A 14,593-nucleotide genomic window follows, 5' to 3' on the forward strand; every position below is an offset into this window, starting at 1 on the left:
GGCAGCCGCCGTGCCGCCTCGCGCGACAGTCGCCGCAGCGGATCGCTGGTCGAGGTCTGGGCGAAGCGTCGCTCGACCAACGCTTCGACCCGCGCAGCGGCGAGGCCGGACTCGTTGGCTTCGTCGGCGAGCGGCGGCTCGTCCTGGCCGCGGCCTTCCTCTCGCAGGCGGACGGTCTCATCGTCCTCGCCCTCCGCCTGCTCGATCGGCTCTGCGCCGCGGAAATGGATGTCGAACAGGCGGTCATATGTCGCGCGCCGCTCGGGCGGCGGTGCCAGCGTCGCAAGTCCGGCGTGGCGGATGTGCTCCATGCTGCGCGGCCCGAGCAATTCGATCGCAGCCACGAAGCTGGTCGTTTGCTCCGGCGCGACGGAGAAGCCGTTGGCGCGCAGCAGGGCGACAAAGGAGACGAAGATCTGCGCGGCACGCGGCAGCTGGAGGTCACCACTCACGCGGCCGCCTCCGCGATCAATGCATCGAGGCGCGGGGAGATGAAGTGAAGGTCCTCCTCGTCCTTCAGCGCAACACCGATCGAGCGCTTGAACGCATCCGGCCAGCGGGCGCCGCCCTTGTGCAGCAAGGTCGCGGCCTCGGCCCAGTCGACAGCCTCGGCAATGCCGGGAGCCTTGCTCAGCGGCTCGCGGCGGAGCTTGCCGACCGCGGCGACGACGGCGCGGGCCGTGGCCTCGGCCACGCTGGAAGCCCGCATCATCACGATGCGCGACTCGCGCTCGGCATTCGGATAGTCGATCCAGTGATAGACGCAGCGCCGCCGCAACGCCTCGTGCAGGTCGCGCGTCCGGTTGGAGGTCAGCACGACGACGGGATGCTCGGCGGCGCGGATGGTGCCGCGCTCGGGGATCGAGATCTGGAAGTCGGAGAGGAATTCGAGCAGGAAGGCCTCGAACTCCTGGTCGGCGCGATCGATTTCGTCGATCAGCAGCACCGTCGCGTCCGGCGCGCGCAATGCGGCGAGCATTGGCCTTTCGATCAGGAACGACTCGCCATAGATGTCGATGCTCTCCTCGCCGGCCTGCCGGATCGCCAGCATCTGGCGTGGATAGTTCCACTCATAGAGCGCGGCGGCGGCGTCGATGCCCTCATAGCATTGCAGGCGGATCAGCTTGCGGCCGAGCACGGCGGCGATCGCTTTCGCCGCCTCGGTCTTGCCGACACCGGGCGCGCCCTCGAGCAGCAGCGGCTTGCCCAGCGCGAGCGAAAGGTAGGAGGCGGTCGCGATGCCATCATCGGCAAGGTAATAGGCCGCGCGCAGCGCCTTCTCCAGCGCCTCGGGGCTGTCGATGCCGACGATGTTGCTGCGGACCGGCATGCGAAGACCTCAGCGTCGCGGCTGCGGCCGCGCGCCGCCCTGGGCCTTGATCGCGCGCAGCACCTTCTCCGGCGTGATCGGCAGATCGTCGATCCGCACGCCGACGGCGTTGAAGATCGCGTTCGCGATCGCGGGCAGCACGGGATTGGCGCACATCTCGCCCGGCCCCTTGGCGCCGAACGGGCCGTCGGGCGCCGGGCGCTCCAGCACCGCGATATCGTGCGGGCAGATGTCGCCGGGGCCCGGCATCAGATATTCGACGAAGTCGCGCGGCCCGTGGCCTGGATCGGGGTAGTAAGGCTCCGGCGTTTCGTAGAGCGCGTGGCTGACGCCCATCCAGGCACCGCCGACGAGCTGCTGCTCGACAAGGCGCGGATTGAGCGCGCGGCCGAGCTCATAGGCAGAGTCCATGCGCACCATCGCAACCTCGCCGGTCTCGTCGTCGACCTCGACCTCGGCGACGAGACAGGCATGGGCATAGCATGTCGCCGGCGACATCTCGCCGGTCTCGGGGTCGACGTCGGAGAGCGGCACCAGGAAGATGCCGCGGCCCGAGATCGTCTTGCCCTGCTTGAACTGCGCCGCGATCGCGACATCCTTGGTCGAGATCGAGCGATGCGGCGCGCCCTTGACGTGGATGTTGCCGCGGCCGTCAGTCTCGAGGTCGGTCGCGTTCACCTCCAGTTCCTCGGCCGCCGCCTCCATCATCACGCCACGGGCCTCGCGTGCTGCCGCCATTACGGCGTTGCCGACGCGATGCGTGCCGCGCGAAGCGAACGAGCCCATGCAGTGCGGGCCGGTATCGGAATCGGCGGTGTCGACATAGACATCCTCGACCGGCACGCCGAGCGTCTCGGCGCAGATCTGCCGTGTCACCGACTTCATGCCCTGGCCGAGATCGATCGAGGACAGCGCGACCGTGAACTTGCCGCTGGGATTGGAATGCACCAGCGCCTGGCTCGGGTCGCCGCCGAGATTCATGCCGACGGGATAATTGACCGACGCGATGCCGCGTCCGCGATGCCTAGCCATGATCAACGCCTCCTGGTGCCGAACACGGACGAGAAACGGGTCGCGCCGTGCGACGGTGCTGCCGGCCGCGGCGGCGGGGGCGGCGATGGCGGCGGCTCGCGGGTTGCGGCCGGTGCGCGGTCATACGTCGTGCGCTGCTGGGACGGTGTGGTCGGCGGCGTATGCGTTTCGCGCGGGGTCGGCGTGACCGCTGCGCGAACGCCGCCGCCGTCCTTGCGCGACGACATGCGCTTGAACTCGTCGCGGATCGGCCATTTGGCCTTCTCCGCGGCGACCTGCACGCATTCGATCAGCGCCGTGTTCTTGGCCTCGCGCCGGTGCGCCTTCATGTCGCCGTCGCGATACGCGTTGAGGATCCGGAACTCCATGGGGTCCATGCCGACGAGATGAGCGAGCTTGTCCATCTGGCATTCGATGGCGAAGTCCATCGCCGTGACGCCGAAGCCGCGCATCGCGGTCGCCGGTGTGCGGTTGGTGAAGACGCAATAGACGTCACCATGGACATTCGGGATCGTGTAGGGACCGGGCAGATGCGCCGCGCATTTCACGGCGGCGTAGCTCGACAGCCGTGTATAGGCGCCGCTGTCGAAATAGGCACGCACCTTGCGGGCCACGACTCGGCCGTCGTGCATCACGCCGTCCTTGATGTAGATGCGCTCGGCGCCGCGCGGCGGGCCGTACTGCATCTCCTCCTCGCGGCCGAATACGTAGCGCACCGGGCGCCCGGTCAGCATCGCGCCCAGGATGCAGAGTGGTTCGGTCAGCGTATCGACCTTGCCGCCGAAGCCGCCGCCCACGGTGCCGCCGATGAAGTGGAAGGTGTTCGAGGGCACGTCGAGGATCTTGGCGCAAGTGTCGACCGAGAAGAACAACGCCTGGGTCGAGGTGTAGACGAGGTAGCGGCCGTTGGTGTCGGGCGCGGCGATCGAGCCGTTGGTTTCGGTCGGCGCGTGCTCGATCGGCGACATCTGGTAGCGCTGCTCCAGCACATGGTCGGCGGAGGCAAGCGCACGGTCGGCGTCACCGAAGCGGAGCTGCTGGCGATCATAGGTCTCGTGATAGGTGAAGGTGTTCTTGGGATAGACCTCGTTGACCACGGGCGCGCCCGGCTTCAGCGCGTCCTCGACATCGAACACCGCCGGCAACGGTTCATAGTCGATCTTGACCTTGGCGATGGCCTCATGGGCCTCGCGCGGGCTGTCGGCGACGATGGCGACGATGGGTTCGCCCTTGTAGCGTACCTTGTCGACCGCGAGCGACGGCTCGTCGTCCTTGCCGAAATTGATCAGGCTGAGCAGCGTGTTGAGATTACGTGGGACGTCGGAGCCGCGGATGACCCGCCGTACCCCTTGCGACCGCTCGGCCTCCGAGGTGTCGACGCGTCGCAGCCGCGCATGCGAATGCGCGCTGCGCACCACTTTCAGATGCAGCATGCCCTGCAGCTTGTGATCGTCGAAATAGGGTGAGGTGCCGGTGACATGGCCGAGCATGTCCTGGCGTTGCGTGCCCTTGCCGATTTCCTTCAGATTGTCGTCGCGCTCGTCGGCGAAGATGTCCTTGCGCAATTCCAGCATGGCACTGTTCCCTTACGCGCGGGCCCGGCCGCCGGATGCGGCTGATAGCACGGCGTTGATGATCGGCTCATAGCCGGTACAGCGGCAGATGTTGCCGGAGATAGCTTCGACGACCTCCGCGCGGCTCGGCTGCGGATTGCGGTCGAGCAGCGCCTTGGCGGCCATCAGCATGCCCGGCGTGCAATAGCCGCACTGGGCGGCGAAATTGTCGGCGAAGGCGCGCTGCAGTGGGTGCAGATCGGGGCCGTCCTTCATGCCGTCAAGTGTCTCGACCGAACGGCCGGCGACGGTCTCGGCAAGCGTCAGGCAGGAAAGGTGCAGCTCGCCGTCGATCAGCACGCTGCAGGTGCCGCAGCCGCCTTGGCCGCAGCCGAATTTCGGCGTCATGTCGCCGATCAGCTCGCGCAACGCGACCAGGAGGTTGGTGCCGCCGTCGACGAACATCGCGACGTCGCGACCGTTGTGGCGAAATTGAAGAGCAGTCTTGGCCATGACGATCTATTCCTGACCGGACAACAGGCGCCGCAGATGCACGCCGACGATCTCGCGGCGATACCAGGCGCTGGCGAGCGCATTGTCGCCGGGCAAGGTTCCCTCGACGGCGGCCGCCGCGGCGGCGTTAATCGTGGACGTGTCGAGCGACCGACCTTCCAGCGCGCGTTCGGCCGCGCGGGCGCGGATCGGCGTCGGCGCCATCGAGCCGAGCGCAATGCGTGCGCCGACGATGCGGCTGCCATTCATCGGGAGGTGCGTCGCCAGCGTGATGACGGCGCCACCCTTGGGCTTGATCCGCGCGACCTTGCGATAGCGGAAAGCATCTGCGCTGCCGGGCTTGGCAAAGGAGATCGCCAGCACCAGCGCACCGGTCTGGCGGTCGCGCGACTGCAGGAACTCGTCGATCGGGATTTCGCGTCCGCCGAGGCCGCCTTGCACCGACACCATCGCGTCGAGCGCCAGCATCGCGACCGTGAAGTCGCCATACGGCACCGGCGCGAACAGATTTCCGCCGACCGTGCCCATGTTGCGCACCGCCGGGCCGCCGATCGAGCGGGCAGGGGCGTGCAGGAAGGCGAGGTCGCGCTCGGCCAGGATGCGCGCGAAGGTGACGCCTGCGCCGAGTATGGTGCGCGAGCCGGTGGCGTCGATCCGCGTCATGGCCTGATCGCTGGCGCGAACGACGGTCGAGATCGAGATGTCGCCCTCGTTCAACGCCCGCATCACCAACGTGCCGCCGCCGAGATAGCGTGCGCTTCGGTCGGAGGAGAGCGCCGCCGCCGCATCGCTCGTGCTGGTGAAGGTCTTCACCGTGACTGGCATGATGTCTTTCTCCGCTTACGCGGCCTCCTTCAAATGCCGGCGGATCGCCTCGAATCCCGCCTGGTAGATGTCTTCCGCAACCATATGCGTGATGCGGTCCTTGTCTTCCGGCCGCGTCGTGAATCGCGATTCCCAGTGCCAAAAGGTGCGGTCGCCGTCGGTGACCGGCAGCAGGCGGACATGCGCGACGTAGTTGAACATCGGAAGCGGCGTATCGAGCAGGCAGTAGCTGAAGCTCTGCTCGAGATCGGACAGCGCCAGCAATTGCTCGCGCAACTCGGAACCATCCTTCAGCTTGAACCGCCTGACGCAGCCGATCTTGTCGGATGGCTGCGCGCGCTCGATGGCGCTTGTTGCGACCGCCGGGTGCCAGCGGTCATGGCCGTTGAAATCGCGCAGCACGGTCCATGCCGTATCGGTCGGCGCATCCAGGATCGTGCTCTTGACGATATGCGGCACGGCTACAATCCGATCTCTGTGGTTTTGATGGATCGTTCCGCGAACTGCATCTCTCCCCAACGGGGAGAGGTCGGCGCGCAGCTCCGGGTGAGGGGGCTCAGGTCCCACGAGGGTCCGCAACCCCTCACCCGGATCGCGTCTTGCGATGCGATCCGACCTCTCCCACAGGGGGAGAGGTGGACCGTCAGTGTGGCTCCAAATCTTAACCCATGCATCCGTTAGCCCCCGAATGCCCGCTTCAGCGCGTCAAAGCCGCCCTGGAACACGCCGCCGCCAATGTTGTTGACGAGCTCCGCCTCGCGTTCCGGCGCGCAGTCGAACTCGGCGGTCCATTCCAGGAAGGTCTGGTCGCCATCAGTGACTGGCGTGAGCCGAAGGGTGGCGACGTAGTTCTCGACGCCCATCGGCGATTCCAGGATCGAGTAGGTGCAAAACATGTCGTAGTCCGACAGTCCGAGCAGCTTCTCCCTGATACGGTCGCCATTGCGCAGTCGGAAGTCTCTGACACAGCCGATCTTGTCGGAGGGCTCGCCGCCCTCGATCCGGCTCTCCGCGATCGCGGGATGCCAGTTCGGCAAGCCATTGAAGTCGCGCACGCGGGCCCAGACGCGATCGTTGCGGGCGTTGACGACGGTGGAGACATAGACCCTTGCCATGACGTGAGCTCAGTCCTTCTTGCGTGGCGTGCGCTCAGGGCGCGCCGGTTCACCGCCGCCGTCCGGCGCTACCTGCTTGGCGTCGCCACCGCTCTTGCGTGTCGAGTCCTTGATGCCCTGCATGTCGCGGGCCTCCCGGATCAGGCCCGGCATTTTCGCCAGGCTGCCGCCCTCGACACCGATATCGGACAGGATCGAGTCGATCAGCGGCGCCTGGACGCGGTAGCGCAGCGCGGAGTCGATCACCTCGTCGGTGGCGCTGCGGCCGGCGCCGTTGCCCTGGCCGTTACCGTTGAGGCCGTCGACCTGGAGGATGCGGATGCCCTCGATCTTCTCCATCGGCTTGACGCTCTCGCGCACGATGCCCTCGATCCGGTCGAGCAACTTGCGGCGGAACAGCGAGTAGCGGGCCTGGTCGGTGAGCACATTCTCGGCTTCGTTGAGCAGGCGTTGCGCCTCGGCCTCGACCGCGGCGCGGACGCGTTCGGCTTCGGCCGCGATCCGCGTCTCCTCGGCCTGCTTCTCGGCGAGCAGCACCTCGACCGTCTTGCGCCGCTTCGCAATCTCGCTTTCACGGGCAGTGACGACGCGCTCGGCCGCCTCCGTCGCGCGCATCCGTGCATCCTCGGCCGCGGCCCGCGCCGCGGATTCTTCCAGCGACTTCTGATGCAGCGCGATGGCCTTTTCCATCAACGCGGTCTCGACGTCCTTCTCCCTGTTGACCTCGAGCTTGCGCAGCTCGCGCTCGCGGCCGATCCGGGCCTCGTCGAGGCCGCGGTCGGAAGCGATCCGGGCGCGTTCGACCTCCTCGCGCGCGGCGATCTCGGCTTCCTGCAGCGACTGATTGCGGGCGACTTCGAGCTGCTCGATGGCGCGGCGCCGCGCGATCCGCGCCGCTTCCAGCGCCTGCTCGCGGGAGACGTCGGTCGTCTCGACCTCCTTGCGGGCCGTGATCTCGGCCTGCCTGACGTGCCGGTCGGCGTCGATGCGCTCGGAGCGCTTGGCGGCGAGCGCGATCACGCGCTCCTCGTCGGCGAGCTCGATGGCTTTCTTTTGGTCGATGTTGAGTACCTCGCGGGTCCGCGAGGAGGCGATCCGTTCGCTCTCCAGCGCCAGCTCGACATCGATGCGTTGGCGCTCGATCGCGTCGCGGCGCTTCAGCTCGGCGGCCTCGATCGCCTCGGTGCGCTCGATCTCGAGCCCGCGGGTCTCCCGCTCGGCGCGGATGCGTTGCGCCGCGACGGACTTCTCCTGCGAAATCCGCGCCGCCTCGATCGCCTCGCGCGAGGCGATGTCGGCTTCCTCGATCGCGCGGGTACGTGCGATCTCGAGTCCCCGGACGTGCTCCTCCTGTGCGATGCGGGAGGCTTCGGTGGCATCACGCGCGCTGATTCCTGCGATCTCGATCGCCTGGTTGCGCTCGATCTCGAGCTTGCGCGTGGTGTGGTCGGCCGCGATGCGTTCGGCGGCGAGCATCTTCTCGCGGGCAATGCGCGCGGCCTCGACGGCCTTCTGCGCCTCGATTTCCGCTTCCTGGATTGTGCGCACCTGCTGGATCTCCAGCGCGCGGGTCCGCTCGTCGGAGGAGATGCGCTCGACATTGACCGTCATGGTCTGGGCGATGCGTGCCTTCTCGGTGGCCTCGCGCGCCGCGATCTCGGCCTCGTCGACCGCGCGGGTGCGCTCGATCTCGCGCCGGCGGGTTTCCTCCTCATTGGCGATGCGCGCGTCGGTCACCACGCGGTCCTGCTGGATACGCGCCTTCTCGATCGCCTCGCGGGCCGCGATCTCGGCTTCCTCGACCGTGCGCATGCGCTCGATCTCGCGCTGGCGAACCTCGCGCTCGGAGGCGATGCGCGTGGTGTCGACCGAGCGCTGATTGGCGATCCGCGCTTTCTCGATTTCCTCGCGAGCCAGCAATTCCTTCTCTTCGACTGCCCGGGTCCGCTCGATCTCCTTCTGCCGGGTCTCGCGTTCGGAGGCGATGCGGGCTTCCGTAATGGCCTGCTCGTTGGCGATGCGGGCCTTCTCGATGGCTTCGCGGGCGGTAATCTGGGCCTGTTCGGCCTCGGTCTCGCGCAGCGCGCGCTCGCGGGCGACCTCGGTGCGTTGCAAGGCGCGGCGCATTTCGATGTCGCGCTCCTGCTCGAGGCGGGCGGTCTCGCTCTCGCGCTCGATCTCCAGCGCCTGCCGCTCGGCTTCGAGGTTGCGGGAGCGGATCTTGATCATCGAGTCCTGCTCGATGTCGTTGCGCAGCTTGCGCTTGGCCTCGATGTCCTCCATCAGACGGGTGAGACCTTCGGCATCGAACCGGTTCGATGGATTGAAGTATTCGAGGTCGGTCTGGTCGAGATCGGTGATCGCGACCGATTCGAGCTCGAGGCCGTTTTGCGCCAGCGCTTCGGCTGCATTGGCCTTGACGCGGGCGACATAGTCGCCGCGCTGCTCGTGCATCTGCTCCATCGTCATCTCGGATGCCACCGAGCGGATCGCGGAAATGAACTTGCCGGAGAGCAGGGTGTGGAGTTGCCCGGGCTCCATGGTGCGGCGGCCGAGCGTGGCGGCCGCGATGGAGACGGCCTCGCGGGTCGGCTGGACCCGGACGTAGAAGTCGGCCTCGATGTCGACGCGCATCCGGTCGCGGGTGATCACGGCGTCCTGCCTGGAGCGGATGATCCCCATCGGCAGAACGTTCATGTTGACCGGCGTGTAGTCGTGGATGAACGGCAGCACGAAGGCGCCGCCATTGATCACCACGCGTTCGCCGAGGAAACCGGTGCGGACGAAGGAGACCTCCTTCGACGAACGGTGATACAGCCAGTTCACGACGTAAACGATGATGATGATCGCGACGATCGCGACGATGAGCCAGAGGATCAATTCACCTGCCAGCATCCCCGACATCTCTTCCTCCCTTGGTCACGGCGCCTCTAGCGGGCGCCGATCGCCTTGAACTTGCGAACCTGATCCGTCAGCGCCCGCTCCACCGGCAGGCGCTCCATCGAGGAGGCACCGTAGAAGCCGTGGCAGTTGCGGGTTTTCTTCATGATGAAATCGGCATCCGCCGGGTCCGCGATCGGACCGCCATGCGCGAGCACGATGATGTCGGAATTGACGCTGAGCGCGGCCTCGGCCCAGGCCTCGATGCGGGCGGGACAATCCTTCAGCTTCAGCGCGGTCTGGGCACCGATGGTGCCGCCGGTGGTCAGGCCCATGTGGCAGACGATGATGTCGGCGCCAGCGATCGCCATCGCGGCGGCTTCCTGCTCGCTGAACACGTAGGGTGTGGTCAGCATGTCCTTGTCGTGCGCCTTCGCGATCATGTCGATCTCGAGCGCATAGGACATGCCGGTTTCTTCGAGGTTGGCGCGGAAGATGCCGTCGATCAGGCCGACGGTGGGAAAGTTCTGCACGCCGGCAAAGCCGAGCGCCTTGAGCTGGTCAAGGAACACGTCCATGTCGCGGAACGGATCGGTACCGTTGACGCCGGCGAGCACGGGAGTCCTGGTGACGACCGGCAGCACCTCGCCGGCCATTTCGACGACGATCGCGTTGGCGTCGCCATAGGGCATCAGCCCGGCAAGCGAGCCGCGGCCGGCCATGCGGTAGCGGCCCGAATTGTAGATCACGATCAGGTCGACGCCGCCGGCCTCCTCGCATTTGGCCGACAGCCCGGTGCCGGCGCCGCCGCCGACGATCGGCTCGCCGCGAGCGACCATGGCCCGAAACTTTTTCAACAGCGCTGCGCGTTCAAACCTGGCCATGGGTCACCTCGCCACTCTCCGCCGTCCGCCGGCGCGTCCGAGCAGGGGACGGAACGCACTGACGATGGCGGCGGTGAACTCGGGATCGTTGATGTTGCGCTTGACGCGGATGATCTGCCGGTTGCTGGTCTGGCGTACGGTGCGCTCCAGCGCGCGGAACAGCGCCGCGTCGGCCTCGAGGTCCCAGAACGGTTGGCCGGGCGCATCCAGGGCGGAGACGCCTCCTTCCGGCAGGAAGAAGCGCACGATCCCGTCCATCTGGTTGAGCCGCTCGCCGATCCAGCGGCCCATGCGCTCGTTCTCTTCGGGCGTCGTCCGCATCAAGGTGACCTGCGGATTATGGACGTGGAATTTGCGCTGGCGATAGCGCTCGGGGATCGTGTCGGGCGCGCCGAAGTTCACCATATCCAGCGCGCCGACCGAGCCGACATAGGGCATGCGGCCGCGAATGATGGCGCCGAAGCGATCTTCGGTCGCCGGGAACACGCCGCCCATCAGGAGGTCGCAGACTTCGGTCGTGGTGAGGTCGATGACGCCGGCGAGCTGACCGGACTCGACGAGCTTCTCCATCGAGCGGCCGCCGACGCCGGTGGCATGGAAGACGAGGCATTCGAAATCCTCGCGCAGATCGGCCGCGATCTTCTGCACCGCAGGCGTGGTGACGCCGAACATGGTGATGCCGATCGCGGGAAGACTTGCGCCGGTGTCGCGCTGCTTGCCGGCCTGTTCGTCGAGGCGAGCCTTGACCATGCCGACCAGCGCATTGGCGCCGTTGCCGAGCACGGAGCGCGAGATCGAGTTGAGACCCTGCACGTCGGTGACCGAATACATCATCGTGATGTCGGCAGGCCCGACATACGGGCCGACGTCGCCGGACGCCACCGAGGAGATGATGAGTTTCGGCACGCCGACCGGAAGCGCCCGCATGCCGGGCGCGACCAGCGACGCACCGCCCGACCCGCCGGCAGAAATCACGCCTGCGACATTGCCCTGACGGCGCAGCCAGCGCTCGAATGCTTCCGCCATCGCCGTCACCGAGGCGCCGCGATCGGAGCCGAACACGCCGGAGCCGCCGCGACCGTGGTTCAGCGCGATCTCCTGCGCGGTAACGTCGCAGCTCGCCGCCTTTCCGCTGGTCGAGACGTCGACCAGGCGCGTGCGCAGGCCGCTGCCGGCGACGATGTCGCGGATGAAGCGCAACTCGGCGCCCTTGGTGTCGAGCGTGCCGACCACGAGCACGACAGGCGGTCCCGACGTCCTGGCTGCCACAGGTTCGCGTCGCGCGCGGGTTGTCTCTTCGAGCCGCGTGACGCCTGCGGATTGCGTCCTTGCGGCCGCTTCGATGCGGGCGATCGGCACCGGCTGCGACCAGCGCGTCGGCAGCACGGGGTTAGAGACGTAGATGCGCATCGGCCCCTTGCGCTCCGCCTGCGGCGCGCCGGCGGTCTCGGCCGTCGCCGGTGCAGCCTCGACGTCGGTCTCATCAGTGCCGTGGGTTCCGACACCGAGCAAACGCTGCTGCAAATCGCGGTCGGCGGCGAGGCGCGCGGAGTCGATGATGCGGTTAACCCGGCCATTGACCATGATGGCGACGTTTCGCGACACCGCCGTTGCCACGCCGATATTCTGCTCGATGACCAGCACGGAGATATCGCCGTCGTCGCCGAGGCGCACCAGCATGTCCTCGACCTGGGCAACGATGACCGGCGCCAGTCCCTCGGTCGGCTCGTCCATGATCAGCAGATGCGGATTGGTCAGCAGCGCGCGCGCGATCGCAAGCATCTGCTGCTCGCCACCGGAGAGCTGGCTGCCACCATGGTTCTTGCGCTCGGCGAGGCGGGGGAAGGTGTCGTAGATGCGCTCGATGGTCCAGGAGCCGCGCCGCAGCCCGCCGGCAAGTTGCAGGTGTTCGTCGACCGTGAGCGAGCGCCACAGGCGGCGGCCCTGCGGCACATAGCCGACGCCGAGGCGGGCGATGCGCGCCGGGTTCAGCCGCGTGACCTCCTCGCCGCGGATCCGGATTGAGCCGCCGCTGGCGCGCACCAGGCCCATGATGGCCTTGCACAGCGTGGTCTTGCCCATCCCGTTGCGGCCGACCACCGAGAACACCCCGGAGTCGAGGGTGAGGTCGACGCCCTGCAGCGCATGCGAATGTCCGTAATAGACGTCGAGGCCCTTCACCTCGAGCGCGGGCGCGGCGCGGCGGTCATTCATGGCCGCCTCCGAGATAAAGCTCCTGCACCTCGGGATCGGACTCGATCTCGCGCGGCAGGCCCTCCTTGAAGATGCGGCCATTATGCATCATCGTCACGCTCTCGACGACGCGCAGCGCGACGTCCATGTCGTGCTCGATGATGATGTAGCCGATATGCGCCGGCAGCGAGGTCAGGATCTCGATCAGCTCGCGCCGCTCGGTCGGTGACAATCCCGCGGCCGGCTCGTCGAACAAGATGAAGCGCGGCGCGCCGGCCAGCGCGAGCGCGATTTCGAGCTGGCGCTGCTGGCCGTGGGCGAGCTCGGCGACGCGCTGGTCCTTGACGCCGGTAAGGTGCACGGCCTGCACCAGCGTTTCGGTCGCGTGCATCAGCGCGTCGTTCTGCCCCGGGCGGAGGAAGGAGAACCGTCCGCGCGACACGCCACGGCAGGCGAGGTAGACGTTGTCCTGCACCGTAAGGCCGGGGAAGAGTGCCGATATCTGGTAGGTGCGGCGTAAGCCCCGGCGGATGCGCTCATAGGGCGGGAATTCGGTGATGTCCTCGCCGAAGAAGCGGATCGTGCCTGAGGAGGGTGGGAAGTCGCCCGTGATGCAGTTGAACAGCGTGGTCTTGCCGGCGCCGTTCGAGCCGAGCACCGCGCGCCTTTCGCCGGGCCGCACCGTGATGGTGACGTCGGTCAGTGCCGCCAGCGCGCCGAACAGCCGCGTCACGCCGCGCAGTTCCAGGGCCGCGCCGGCGCCGACCGCGGACAGTCGCTGCGCGACACTATCCATGGCGGCCTCCGCGCGAGCGTGTTGCTGAAGATGCGTTGCGGCGGCGCCAGCGTTCCCACAGGCCGATCACGCCGTCGGATGACCAGAACACGATGGCGAGGAAGCCGAGCCCGATCAACAGCCGGAAGCGGTTGCCATCCAGCCCGAGCTTGACCAGCAAATCGAGCGCAAAGGTGCGCAGCAGGACGAAGATGAGGGCGCCGATGAACGGGCCGATCGGCCGCGTGATGCCACCAACCACGGCGATGATCAGGATGTCGATGCAGGCGCCGACGCTGACCGAGCCGGGCGAGATCTGCCCGTAGTTCCAGACCTGCAGCACACCGCCAAGTCCGGCGATGAAGGCAGCAAAGGCGTAGGCCGCGATCCGGTGTGCGTTGGGATTGAAACCGAGCGCCGCCATGCGGCGGGAATTGTCGCGCACGCCTTGCAGAGCGAGGCCGAACGGCGCGCGCGAGACGTACTGGACGGCGAAGTAGCAGATCGCGGCGACGCCGAGCGTCACGTAGTAGAAGGCGATGTCGGAGCGCCAGTCGACGCCCCAGAAGTGCGGCGTCGCGACGGTGTTGATGCCGGTGTGGCCGTTGAAGATCGCCCAGTTCTGGTTGGTGAAGTAGTAGAAGGCCGCGCCGATCGCGAGCGTGATCATGATGGTGTAGATGCCCTCGGTGCGCACCGCGAGCGCGCCGCCGAGCGTGCCGAACAGCGTTGCCAGCACCAGCGCCATTGGCGTCGCAAGCCACCACGGCCAGCCGAGGCTGATATTGGCGTTGCCGCTGACGCCGAGCACCGCGACCATGTAGCCGGCAAAGCCCGCGATGGTGAGCTGCATCAGGCTGACCATGCCGCCATAGCCGGCCAGAAACATCAGGCTGAGCGCGATGATGCCGAGGATCAGCGTGGTGCCGAAGATCTCGATCAGGAAGAAGCCGTTGGCGATCAGCGGCATGATGACGAGGATCAGCGCGACCAGCCAGGCCACCGGGTTCTGGAATTCCGGCCATGTGCGGATGAAGGCGCGCCGCGCCGCTGAGGCGGCGGTCGGATCGGGGCGAAGCTGGGTGCTCTGCAATAGCGACATCTCATCGCCTCGCAAGCAGGCCCTGCGGCCGCAATGCCAGCACCAGCACCATGATCAGGAACGTGACGACGATGGCGTAGGTCGGGATGTAGACCGAGCCGAGCTGCTCGGCGAGGCCGATGATGACGGCGCCGAGCGCGGCTCCCGGGATCGAGCCCATGCCGCCGACGATCACCACCACGAGCGAGGCGAGCAGGAAGCGCGTGTCCTCGCCAGGCGAGAGCGACTGGAAGGTTCCGCCGACCACGCCGGCGATGCCGGCCAATCCGGCGCCGAGCGCGAACACCAGCACGAACACCAGCTGGATCCGTACGCCCGTCGCGGCCAGGATATCGCGATCGTCGACGCCGGCGCGCACGATCATGCCGATCCGCGTGCGGTTGAGCGCGAG

At 67.3% G+C, this 14,593-nt stretch carries 13 protein-coding genes and 1 pseudogene; all 14 read right to left on the reverse strand.

Features of this window, described 5'->3' with window-relative positions; genetic code table 11:
• A pseudogene (locus AS156_RS44930) lies at positions 1-452 on the reverse strand (hypothetical protein); the annotation flags it as partial.
• Positions 449-1,330 (reverse strand): AAA family ATPase, encoded by an 882-nt coding sequence (locus AS156_RS25055; RefSeq protein WP_066509955.1) that lies wholly within the window; start codon positions 1,328-1,330, stop codon positions 449-451. The gene AS156_RS25055 and the pseudogene AS156_RS44930, both read right to left, overlap by 4 nt.
• A 9-nt stretch (positions 1,331-1,339) precedes the next feature.
• Complete coding sequence (locus AS156_RS25060) at positions 1,340-2,362, reverse strand: xanthine dehydrogenase family protein molybdopterin-binding subunit (protein ID WP_066509957.1); 1,023 nt, start codon at positions 2,360-2,362, stop codon at positions 1,340-1,342.
• Positions 2,363-2,364: 2 nt separating this feature from the next.
• Entirely contained in the window at positions 2,365-3,936 is a 1,572-nt protein-coding gene (locus AS156_RS25065) for a xanthine dehydrogenase family protein molybdopterin-binding subunit (RefSeq protein WP_066509959.1), read from the reverse strand.
• A gap of 12 nt (positions 3,937-3,948) precedes the next feature.
• A complete protein-coding gene (locus AS156_RS25070; protein WP_066509961.1) occupies positions 3,949-4,428 on the reverse strand; it encodes a (2Fe-2S)-binding protein in 480 nt (159 codons plus the stop codon).
• 6 nt (positions 4,429-4,434) lie between these two features.
• Positions 4,435-5,253, reverse strand: coding sequence for an FAD binding domain-containing protein (locus AS156_RS25075; RefSeq protein ID WP_066509969.1), 819 nt, complete (start codon positions 5,251-5,253; stop codon positions 4,435-4,437).
• Positions 5,254-5,268: 15 nt separating this feature from the next.
• Complete coding sequence (locus AS156_RS25080) at positions 5,269-5,712, reverse strand: SRPBCC family protein (RefSeq protein WP_066509971.1); 444 nt, start codon at positions 5,710-5,712, stop codon at positions 5,269-5,271.
• A gap of 218 nt (positions 5,713-5,930) precedes the next feature.
• The gene (locus AS156_RS25085) at positions 5,931-6,368 is read right to left on the reverse strand and encodes an SRPBCC family protein (protein ID WP_016847814.1); all 438 of its coding nucleotides are present in this window, start codon (positions 6,366-6,368) and stop codon (positions 5,931-5,933) included.
• A 9-nt stretch (positions 6,369-6,377) separates the two neighbouring features.
• Positions 6,378-9,272 carry a flotillin family protein gene (locus AS156_RS25090; protein ID WP_066509973.1) on the reverse strand — a complete coding sequence of 965 codons (2,895 nt, stop codon included), beginning with the start codon at positions 9,270-9,272 and terminating at the stop codon, positions 6,378-6,380.
• Positions 9,273-9,298: 26 nt separating this feature from the next.
• The gene (locus AS156_RS25095; RefSeq protein ID WP_066509976.1) at positions 9,299-10,132 is read right to left on the reverse strand and encodes a phosphoenolpyruvate hydrolase family protein; all 834 of its coding nucleotides are present in this window, start codon (positions 10,130-10,132) and stop codon (positions 9,299-9,301) included.
• A gap of 3 nt (positions 10,133-10,135) precedes the next feature.
• On the reverse strand, positions 10,136-12,346 hold the full coding sequence (locus tag AS156_RS25100) for an ABC transporter permease (RefSeq protein WP_066509979.1): 2,211 nt from the start codon (positions 12,344-12,346) through the stop codon (positions 10,136-10,138).
• A complete protein-coding gene (locus AS156_RS25105) occupies positions 12,339-13,121 on the reverse strand; it encodes an ABC transporter ATP-binding protein (RefSeq protein WP_066509981.1) in 783 nt (260 codons plus the stop codon). The genes AS156_RS25100 and AS156_RS25105 overlap by 8 nt, the downstream gene beginning before the upstream one ends.
• On the reverse strand, positions 13,114-14,202 hold the full coding sequence (locus AS156_RS25110; protein ID WP_066509982.1) for a branched-chain amino acid ABC transporter permease: 1,089 nt from the start codon (positions 14,200-14,202) through the stop codon (positions 13,114-13,116). The genes AS156_RS25105 and AS156_RS25110 overlap by 8 nt, the downstream gene beginning before the upstream one ends.
• 1 nt (position 14,203) lies before the next feature.
• A partial coding sequence (locus AS156_RS44935; protein ID WP_245313050.1) for a branched-chain amino acid ABC transporter permease occupies positions 14,204-14,593 on the reverse strand: 390 nt, incomplete at its 5' end.

It is taken from the genome of Bradyrhizobium macuxiense (assembly GCF_001542415.1).
Taxonomy (GTDB): domain Bacteria; phylum Pseudomonadota; class Alphaproteobacteria; order Rhizobiales; family Xanthobacteraceae; genus Bradyrhizobium; species Bradyrhizobium macuxiense.

Coding starts and splice junctions, on each gene's coding strand:
- AS156_RS25055 (WP_066509955.1), bottom strand. CDS start 1,330: ATGCCGGTCCGCAGCAACATCGTCGGCATCGACAGCCCCGAGGCGCTG.
- AS156_RS25060 (WP_066509957.1), bottom strand. CDS start 2,362: ATGGCTAGGCATCGCGGACGCGGCATCGCGTCGGTCAATTATCCCGTC.
- AS156_RS25065 (WP_066509959.1), bottom strand. CDS start 3,936: ATGCTGGAATTGCGCAAGGACATCTTCGCCGACGAGCGCGACGACAAT.
- AS156_RS25070 (WP_066509961.1), bottom strand. CDS start 4,428: ATGGCCAAGACTGCTCTTCAATTTCGCCACAACGGTCGCGACGTCGCG.
- AS156_RS25075 (WP_066509969.1), bottom strand. CDS start 5,253: ATGCCAGTCACGGTGAAGACCTTCACCAGCACGAGCGATGCGGCGGCG.
- AS156_RS25085 (WP_016847814.1), bottom strand. CDS start 6,368: ATGGCAAGGGTCTATGTCTCCACCGTCGTCAACGCCCGCAACGATCGC.
- AS156_RS25090 (WP_066509973.1), bottom strand. CDS start 9,272: ATGTCGGGGATGCTGGCAGGTGAATTGATCCTCTGGCTCATCGTCGCG.
- AS156_RS25095 (WP_066509976.1), bottom strand. CDS start 10,132: ATGGCCAGGTTTGAACGCGCAGCGCTGTTGAAAAAGTTTCGGGCCATG.
- AS156_RS25100 (WP_066509979.1), bottom strand. CDS start 12,346: ATGAATGACCGCCGCGCCGCGCCCGCGCTCGAGGTGAAGGGCCTCGAC.
- AS156_RS25105 (WP_066509981.1), bottom strand. CDS start 13,121: ATGGATAGTGTCGCGCAGCGACTGTCCGCGGTCGGCGCCGGCGCGGCC.
- AS156_RS25110 (WP_066509982.1), bottom strand. CDS start 14,202: ATGTCGCTATTGCAGAGCACCCAGCTTCGCCCCGATCCGACCGCCGCC.